The sequence below is a fragment of the Paracoccus sp. PAR01 genome (assembly GCF_014851995.1).
Lineage (GTDB): Bacteria > Pseudomonadota > Alphaproteobacteria > Rhodobacterales > Rhodobacteraceae > Paracoccus > Paracoccus litorisediminis.
This window is the reverse complement of sequence record NZ_JACVAW010000047.1, coordinates 1-8,631: the sequence shown is the minus strand read 5'-3', so window position 1 is coordinate 8,631 and position 8,631 is coordinate 1. Positions and strand designations below refer to the sequence as shown.

The window sequence follows — 8,631 nt, the reverse complement described above, 5'->3', positions numbered from 1 at the left end:
ACCGGAGCCGCCAACCGAGAGAACCTCCAATGTAGTCTCCATGGAGAAGCTCCATCATCCAACCTCGATGGAAGCCAATGATCCCATCAAGAACCGCGCTGGAAGGTGGGATGGGGGCAGCGCTTACGGAACTTCTGCAGAGCGCCCGGTTCAGCACAACGGCAGCTGATGCCAGATTTGCCTTTGCGCAGAATGAGATTGGACGGCCCGGCTTTTACCTCCGGGCCTTTGCTATGCTCGTCAGGTCGGGCTAATGCGTTGCTCGATAGGCGTCCGAGCCGTTCAGCCGGGCCAGCGATTCCCCCGCTGTAAGGCGCTGCCGCCATTCGATCTCTCGTGCCTCATCAGCCAAGGCGCGCTTGACGAGGGTTGGAAGTGCCTCGTCGGTCGGATCAAGCCGCAACAGCCCGTTCGCGTCCCCGAACAGCAGATCGCCGCTGCGGATGATCACGCCGCCGATGATGACCGGCCCGAACAGTTCGGCACCCGGCACGTTCAAAACGCGCGTGGTGACGACGTTCAGCCCGCGGGCATAGACCGGCAGGCCGATCTCGCGCAGTTCCTCGATATCGGTGACGATCCCGTCGACAACGATGCCTGCGGCACCGGCAGCATGGGCGGCGCGGGCGACCATCTCGCCCACGCAGGCGACATGGTGATCTCCAGCCCGGTCGATCACCAGCACATCGCCCGCCTGCAATTCGTCCAGCACGACATGCACCGGAATGGCATCGGGCAGCGGTTGGCGCACCGTGACGGCGCGGCCCAGCAGCTTGCCACCCGTCAGAGGCCGAATGTCGGGAGAGAGGATGCCCGTCGTCAGGTAATGGCCCAACGAGGCTGGCTGAATGCCGCGCATCGCGGCAAGCAGTTCCGCGTCCAGCGCCACCGGGTCGGGCCGGGGATGGCGGATCATGCCCGCGCCCCCTTGGCCAGCGCCGTGGCATTGCGGCAGCCCGCGTTCAGGAAGGCCATGTCATTTCCGACCAGAAGCATGTCCGCGCCCTCGTCCAGCAATTCGGAGACCTGCGCCGCCTCATAGGGGAAGCAGGGCAGCATGATCTTGATGCCGCGAGCGTGGCATTTGGCGATCAGCTCGCGCATGGCCTCGCGCACCTGAGGATGGCGCATGGCGTAATCGACCGGGATTCCGCAGGAGAGCGAGTAATCGGCCGGGCCGAAATGCACGGCGTCGATGCCGGGAACGTCAAGGATGGCGTCGATTTCGGCAAAGAATTCCGGGCTTTCGGCCATCGGCAGCAGCAACGTCTCGTGGTTGGCGCGTGCGGCATATTCGGCCCAGTCAAAGCCCGGACCGCCATAGTTCGCCGACCGGACCGAGCTGTCGCCGCCGCGACGACCCAGTGGCGGGAACTTGGTTGCGGCGACGATCTCGCGCATCTGGGCGGCGGTATGGACCTGTGGGATGATGACCCCTTCGGCCCCCAGTTCCAACGCCTTGCGCAAGCCGGTCGGCGTGCTGTCCGGGACGCGCACAAGGGGGGCGACCCCGGCCAGCCTTGCCGCGAGGATCATCCGCTCCATCGGCAGATCAAGGCCAAGCGCGGTGTGCTCGGCATCGATGAAAACGAAATCCAGCCCCCAGTTCCCGGCGATCTCGACTGCTGCGGGCGCGCCGGAATAGACGTTCATCCCGAAGGTCGGGCGATCCAACCTGTCGCGCAGGCTCATAGCACGGCCGCCTTGGTGCAGATGGCGTAATCCTGCGGGCGGCGGTCGCGCCAGGGATGAACCTCGTAGATGCCCGGATCGCGGATGATCGACTTGACGCGGGCCTGCTCCAGCTCGATTTCGACCGAGAAGATTCCGTCATCCATACCGGCATTGATGATCTCGCGCCCGTCCGGGCCGATCACGTGGCTGGAGCCCATGAACTGCATGCCGTCATCGATGTCATTGCGGTTCGCGGACAAGAAGTAGACGAAATTCTCGGCGGCACGGACGCGGCTGAACAGGTCGGGCAGGATGCGTGCGGCCTCGGGCCAGGCGGCGGGCAGGACGATCAGCTCGGCTCCTTCCAGCGCCAGGGTGCGGGCGACCTCGGGGAAGCGAATTTCGTAGCAGATGGCGATGCCAATGCGGCCGATTTCGGTGTCGAAGACCGAGGGGCCGTCGATCGGGGGAATATCGACGAAGCGGTCGCCGATCATGAAGGGCAGGTGCATCTTGTGATGCAACCCGATGATGCCCTGCGGTCCGATCAGGGCGGCGGTGTTCAGCGCCTGATCGCCGCGTCGCTGATAGAAACCCACCACGACATGAATGCCGGTGTCGCGCGCGGCGGTAAGGATCGGCTCCAGATCGCCCCGCTCGATATCGACCGCCGCCGCGACAAGGCTTTCGCGGTCGTCGAACGCGCCCCCGGTCAGGAAGCATTCCGGGAATGCGATCAGGCGGCTGCCCGAGGCGGCGGCCTCGCGCGCTTTTTCCGCGACAAGCGCCGTGGTGGCTGCGGTGTCGCCATGGACGGGCGAGAACTGGGCGAATGAGATCTTCATGGATGTCTTCCGGTAGAGGGTGAAGAGGGGCGTGCGATCCGCCCCCCGCAAGGGTCAGTCCAGCTTGAAGCCCACCGCGTCGAACACGGTCTGGGTCAACTCGGGGTCGAAGGTCGCGGCATATTTCGCGATGACCGGACGCACCGCGTCTTTCATGCGCTGCAATTCCGCCGGGTCGATCTCGGTCACGGTATTGCCCGCATCGCGGATCGACTGCAGCGCCGAGACCTGTGCATCGCGCGAGATCTGGCGCTGCTCGATCGCGGTTTCGCGGGCGACCTCGATGATCAGCTTCTGTTCATCTTCGGTCAGCTTGTCCCAGAAGGGCTTGCCGATCAGGACGATCTGCGGGTTGTAATTGTGCCGCGTGACCGAGACGTACTTCTGCACCTCGTGATACTTCGAGCCGAGGATGAAGGGCGCAGTGGTTTCCTGCCCATCCACGGCACCGGTTTCCAGCGCGGTGTAAAGCTCGGTCACCGCCAGTGGCGTCGGGTTCGCGCCAAGCGCCGCCCACATATCGACCAGCAGCTGGTTCTGCTGCACGCGGATTTTCAGCCCGGAAATGTCCTCAAGCTTGTTGATCTCGTGCTTGTTGTTGGTCAGCAGGCGGAAGCCCTGTTCCCAGAAGGCCAGACCGACCACGCCATGTTCGGGCAGCTGGTCGGTCAGCTTCTTGCCGACCTCGCCATCCAGCAACCCGTCCATGACCGTGACATCCTGATAGATGAACGGCAGGTCGAGAATGCCGAAATCCTGTTCCTGCGTGATCATGTTGCCAGCGTTCCAGACCATCATCTCGACCACGCCGCCTTGCAGCGAGGACAGGACCTGCACGTCACCTCCCAGCACGCCATTGGCGAAGACCTTGGTGTTCAGCTTGCCGCCGCTGCGTTCGGCCAGCTTGTCGGCAAAGATCTGCATGCCCAGCACCGGCGGGGTGCCCGCCTGACCGGTGGCGGCGAACTTGATCATGCGGGAATTGTAGTCCTGCGCCTGTACGCCGGTCGCAAGAAGGGCTGCGGTCAAAAGACCGAGGATGGCTTTCATGTCGATATCCTTGTTGGGAGGAGGGTAAGGGTTAGGGTCTTGGCGCCCTTTAATGAGAGATCCATGCGGCGGGGACGGTCACCAGTTCGGGGAACAGGACCAGCAGGAACAGCACCGCGACCTGCGCAAGAAAGAAGGGAAGTGTGCCCCTGAACAGCGCCTCGTATTCCATCTTGCCGACGGCGCAGACCACGTTCAGCACGGTCCCGACCGGAGGAGTGATCAGGCCGATGGCGCAGTTGATCATGAACAGCACACCGAAATAGATCGGATCGATCCCTGCGGCGGTGACGACGGGCACGAGGATCGGGCCCAACAGCAGGATCGTCGGCGTCAGGTCCATGGCCGTGCCGACGACGATGATCAGCGCCATCAGGACAAAGACCAGCAGCTTGGGATTGTCCATGAACGGCTGGACCATGCCGATGACCTGGCCGGGAATATCGGCGATGGTGATCATCCATGCCGGAATTGCGGCGGCGGCCACCAGGAACATCACGCCCGCCGCAGTCTTACCGGCGCGGAAGGTGACCTCTTTCAGGTCGTCCAGCGACAGCTCGCGATAGATGAACATGGCGACGAACAGCGAATAGGCGGCGGCGACGGCGGCGGCCTCGGTCGGCGTCACGATGCCAAAGCGCAGCCCGACGATGATGATGACCGGCAGCATCAGTGCCCAGAAGCTGTCGATCAGCGCACGGCCCCGTTCGGCCCAACTGGCGCGCGGCGTGGGGGTGACGTTTTCGGAACGCGAAACAAAGAACCAGGTGATCGCCAGTGCCAGCGCGATCATCAGGCCTGGCGCGATCCCGGCCATGAACAGCTTGCTGATCGACAGGTTGGTCGCGACACCAAAGACGATAAAGCCGATGCTGGGCGGAATGATCGGCCCGATGATCGAGGCCGAGGCGATCAGCCCGCCAGCGCGCTCCTTGCTGTGCCCGGCGGCGACCATCATGGGCAGCAGCAGCGCCGAAAGCGAAGCCGCATCGGCCAGCGCCGAGCCAGACAGGCTGGACAGAAGCACGCCCGCAAAAATCACGACATAGCCCAGCCCGCCGCGGCGATGGCCCAGCAGCGATTGCGCCAGAGCGATGATGCGACGCGACAGGCCGCCCGTGTTCATGACCTCGCCCGCCAGAATGAACAGCGGAATGGCGATCATCGGAAAGCTGTCGACGGCGTTCAGCAGGTTCTGGGCGATGATCTGTCCGTCGAACAGACCCATCTGCCACATCAGTGCGGCGCCGGTGATGATCAGCGCATAGGCGATGGGGGCGCCGATAGCGATGACCAGCAGCAGCGACCCGGTGAAAAGGGCAACGGTCATTTCAGCGCTCCTTGGGCCATCAGGCGCTCGGCCTCGTCTTCGTCCTCGGACACCGAAACGGTCAGCTCGTCATCGGCCAGTCGGCCGGTGAACAGCAGGACAAGCTGGGTCAGCAGGAAAAGCCCGCTCATCGCGGCGAAAAACACGCCCGCCAGATACATCGTCCCGATCGGCAGATGCGTGGCCGGAGAAATGACATGCAGGTTGATGACCATCTGCTGCCAGCTTCCGGCCAGCAGCAGCCAGGTGACGTACAGCATCACCGCATGGGTCAGCGCGAATGCCGTCCGGCGCATCGCGGCGGGCAGGCGGCGGAACAGCATGTCGACGCCGATATGGCCGCGGTCGTAAAGCACCAGCAGCGCGCCGACAAAGGTCATCCAGACATAAAGCAGGCCCGAGACGCCCTCGGACAGGTAGATGCCGCTGTTGAACGCATAGCGCAGCACGACATTGGCAAAGATCAGGCAGAGCATCCCCGCCATGCAGAGGATCACGACCCAGCGTAAGATCCCAAGATAGATATTCCTGAAGGCGGTCATGTTCTCTCCGCTGTCAAAAGGAAGGGGTGTTTCCCCTCATTCCTGACAGAGGACGCGAACTTGCCATCAGCCCAAACCGCACTGTTCCGAGCGCACCGCCCTTTTCGGGTCTTTATGCTCCGCGTTCTCCCTGTCGGCCTTGGTGGTATTTTAATTGTATGATGACTGTCAACATATGAATCATGCGACCGTCAGCTTTCTGTAACGCTCAAGGCTGCCGACCAGGTGGAAGCGCATTGCTTCGCGCGCATCCAGCACATCCTGACGCTGGATGGCTTCGGCGATGCGGCGATGTTCGTCATTCATCTTGGCCAGATAGTCGCGTGTCAGATTGGGAACCGAGGCATGGATCAGCTGACTGCGCGGGATGATCACCGGCCCAATGAAGGCCATGAAGCGCGGCATGTAGCTGTTGCCGGTCGCTTCGGCGATGGCCATGTGAAAGGCAAAGTCCCATTCACGGGCATTCTGAGAGAACGCGTCCAGATCTGCGGTCTGGTCAAGGTTTTTCATAATCTTGCCAAGACTTTCTTCGTCCCGGCGTTGTGCCGCCAATCCTGCCGCCTCGACTTCGACACCCAGACGCAGCTCCAGGATTTCCAGGATTTCGGCCAGCTCTCCAGTCTTTTCGGGGCTGATTTTCAGCACCCCTCCACCCCGACCCGAGACAAAAACGCCGACGCCTTGTCGGGATTCAACCAGTCCTTCTGAACGCAGATGCGCAATCGCCTCGCGGACGACGGTGCGGCTGACATTGTAGGTCTCACCCAGTTGCGCCTCGATCGGCAGCTTGTCACCAATCGCGTATTCCCCCGCCTCGATGCGCTCGACAAGATCCTTGGCGACGATGGAGGACAGGCTGTCCCGACGTTTTCTCATGCTTCCACCCATTGTTTGTGATATGATGTCATACAGAAAACAACAGCTAGCGGAAAGCTAGATGTGACGTCGCGGGGCGCGGCCATGTCCCGGGAAATTTGATGATCGTCGATACCGTAGTTGAGGGACTTGCATTCAACGGAGTACCTTTGATCGGGCAAGTCTTGGTGAGCGGCTCGGGGAAATGGGTTTGGATCAGGTCCAGGGCTGCCGGTCGCAGCAACTCAGCCCTTGCAGGCAAGCGCCGTGGTCTTTGACGCCGCTGGCCAGCAGTTGAATGCGGGCGTAGGATGCTGCCTTAGGGTCCCCGACGGGAGGATGCCATGCAATTCAGTCGTAGTCAGATTACGGTAATGCTGCCGGTCCGCGATCTTGCTCGGGCGCGCGATTTCTACGAGCGGGCGCTGTCGCTGCCAGCAGGTGAGGAACGTTTAGATGGAAAGGTGATTTATCACTGCGGCGGCACCGAGATCGCCTTGTTTCCCAAGACCGAAGGCACCAAGGCCGAACACACCGCATTGAGCTTTCGTGTCGATGACATCCGCTCAGTAATTGAGCAGCTCAAGGGCCGCGGCGTGGTGTTCTCTGAATACGACCTGCCGGGGCTAAAAACGGTCGACCACATCTGTGTACTGGGCTCTGAAAAGGCCGCGTGGTTTAACGATTCCGAGGGAAACATCCTCTGCTTGCACGAGGATATTCTAACGACCTCCGCCTAGCCGCCCAAACGGCTCGCAAGCAGCTATTGGCTGCGTAGGATTGAGCAGGAAAGCGCTTCAGGAATTAAGCCGTCCGGCTACAATTGTGAGTCCCTCCCCGGATCGGGCGGTAACGGCAGCTCCGATCTGACGTTTTCTGGTCGCCAAGGACGAGGAGATCAGGAATGCGGAAACGTCGGAACCATGGCGCGGGCTTCACGGCGCGCATGGCGCTGGAAGCCATGAAGGCGCGCGCAGGGTGTCGGAGCCGGCGGCCGAATAAGGCGTGCATCCGGCGATGATCCACCAGGGGAGCGAGCCATAGTCCGCCATTGGTCCGAGGAGAATGGCGTGCGCCTTGCTCGACTGGGCTGCGGAGAGCGGGGCAACAAGAAGCCCGCGGCGGAAGTGGATGAGGAAGCGGTTCGGGCGCGGCATGCAAGGATCGGGGGAATGAGCCCGTGAGCGCCATTGGTCCGAGAGAGCGGGCGAATGCCGGTGCCGATGATTTTTTGTCGCGACAGCGCAAGCCGTGGACCGGCAAGTGATGAGGCATTGGGACGTCATTGGTCCGAGAGACAATGCCGAACGGGAGGATTGAGCGGGACCATCCGGCGCTGTCGATCGAGGCGCAGTGCTTGTCGTTTGACCACGCCGGCGGGCGAAACGGAGCGGACCCTCGGGCTGATGCGGCTGATCGATCGGCAGTTCCTGAACACGCCCTTCTCCGGCGTCCGGCATCTGACCTGGCATCTGCGGAAGTCCCGGTGGTGCCGCGTCAGCCTGCAGACGGTCATGGCGTGAACCAGAAGCGCATCCGACGGCGGATGCGGCTCATGCGCGTTCGTCGGGAAAACAGCCCCTCGGACTGTTTTCTGAACCTCCTCACTGCCGATCTACCACAAGCCCAACACCAGCAAGCCGAGAAAGGGGCGCAACACCTGTCCCTCTGGCTCGGGCGGGCTTCGGGTGGATCGCCCCGGCCAGGTCTGGTGGGCCGACGTCACCTCTCTGCCGATGCAGCGCATTCGCCGGGCTCGAACCGATGGCACCGCGATGGCTCATTTCTGTATCCGGGGGCCATCATGGACTGGTTCACCCGCAAGGTGCTGGCCTGGCGCATATCGAACACGCTGGAGGCCGACTGTCTCGCGCCGAGGCGCTGCACGAGGCCATCCACCGCTATGGTCCGCCCGAGATCATGAATACCGACCAAGGTTCACAGTTCACATCCTTCGCATGGATCGGCTGAAGCGGATCGGCACCCAGATCTTGAGGGGTGGCCAGCGGCGTTGGATCGACAACGTCTGCATCGAGCACCTGTGGCGGTCGCTGAAATATGAAGCGTCCGTCTGCACGCCTGGGAGACCGGATCTCAGGCCACGTGCGCCATCAGTGGCTGGATTTTTCGGCCACTCTCTCGAACCGATGGCGTTCGTAGACTCACTCTACAATCACCAGCGGCCCCGCGCCGCTCATGGCGAGCTGAGCTACTCCCCGGAACTCGGACAGTGACGGAAGCTACGATCTGACGTTTGCTGATCTCCCAGAACGAGGAGACCAGGAATGCGGAAACGCAGGAACCATGACGCGGGCTTCAAGGCGCGCGTGGC

8 protein-coding genes are annotated in these 8,631 nt (G+C 62.3%); 1 reads left to right on the top strand and 7 read right to left on the bottom strand.

Going from position 1 to position 8,631, the window contains the following annotated elements; translation table 11 throughout:
- Positions 1-250: 250 nt before the first annotated feature.
- The 7 genes from IB235_RS24170 to IB235_RS24140 form a co-directional block, all read right to left on the bottom strand.
- Entirely contained in the window at positions 251-916 is a 666-nt protein-coding gene (locus IB235_RS24170; protein WP_192338901.1) for an RraA family protein, read from the bottom strand.
- On the bottom strand, positions 913-1,692 hold the full coding sequence (locus IB235_RS24165; RefSeq protein ID WP_192338900.1) for an HpcH/HpaI aldolase/citrate lyase family protein: 780 nt from the start codon (positions 1,690-1,692) through the stop codon (positions 913-915). The genes IB235_RS24170 and IB235_RS24165 overlap by 4 nt, the downstream gene beginning before the upstream one ends.
- On the bottom strand, positions 1,689-2,519 hold the full coding sequence (locus tag IB235_RS24160) for a carbon-nitrogen hydrolase family protein (protein ID WP_192338899.1): 831 nt from the start codon (positions 2,517-2,519) through the stop codon (positions 1,689-1,691). Before IB235_RS24160 ends, IB235_RS24165 begins: the two co-directional genes overlap by 4 nt.
- A 54-nt stretch (positions 2,520-2,573) precedes the next feature.
- Positions 2,574-3,569, bottom strand: coding sequence for a DctP family TRAP transporter solute-binding subunit (locus IB235_RS24155; protein ID WP_192338898.1), 996 nt, complete (start codon positions 3,567-3,569; stop codon positions 2,574-2,576).
- A gap of 49 nt (positions 3,570-3,618) precedes the next feature.
- Positions 3,619-4,899 (bottom strand): TRAP transporter large permease subunit, encoded by a 1,281-nt coding sequence (locus IB235_RS24150; RefSeq protein WP_192338897.1) that lies wholly within the window; start codon positions 4,897-4,899, stop codon positions 3,619-3,621.
- Positions 4,896-5,441: a TRAP transporter small permease gene (locus IB235_RS24145; RefSeq protein WP_192338896.1), complete on the bottom strand. Its 546-nt coding sequence runs from the start codon at positions 5,439-5,441 to the stop codon at positions 4,896-4,898. The genes IB235_RS24150 and IB235_RS24145 overlap by 4 nt, the downstream gene beginning before the upstream one ends.
- Positions 5,442-5,621: 180 nt before the next feature.
- Positions 5,622-6,320 carry a FadR/GntR family transcriptional regulator gene (locus IB235_RS24140; protein ID WP_192338895.1) on the bottom strand — a complete coding sequence of 233 codons (699 nt, stop codon included), beginning with the start codon at positions 6,318-6,320 and terminating at the stop codon, positions 5,622-5,624.
- A gap of 323 nt (positions 6,321-6,643) precedes the next feature.
- Here IB235_RS24140 and IB235_RS24135 point away from each other — a divergent pair, with 323 nt between their 5' ends.
- On the top strand, positions 6,644-7,039 hold the full coding sequence (locus IB235_RS24135) for a VOC family protein (protein ID WP_192338894.1): 396 nt from the start codon (positions 6,644-6,646) through the stop codon (positions 7,037-7,039).
- Positions 7,040-8,631 lie beyond the last annotated feature (1,592 nt).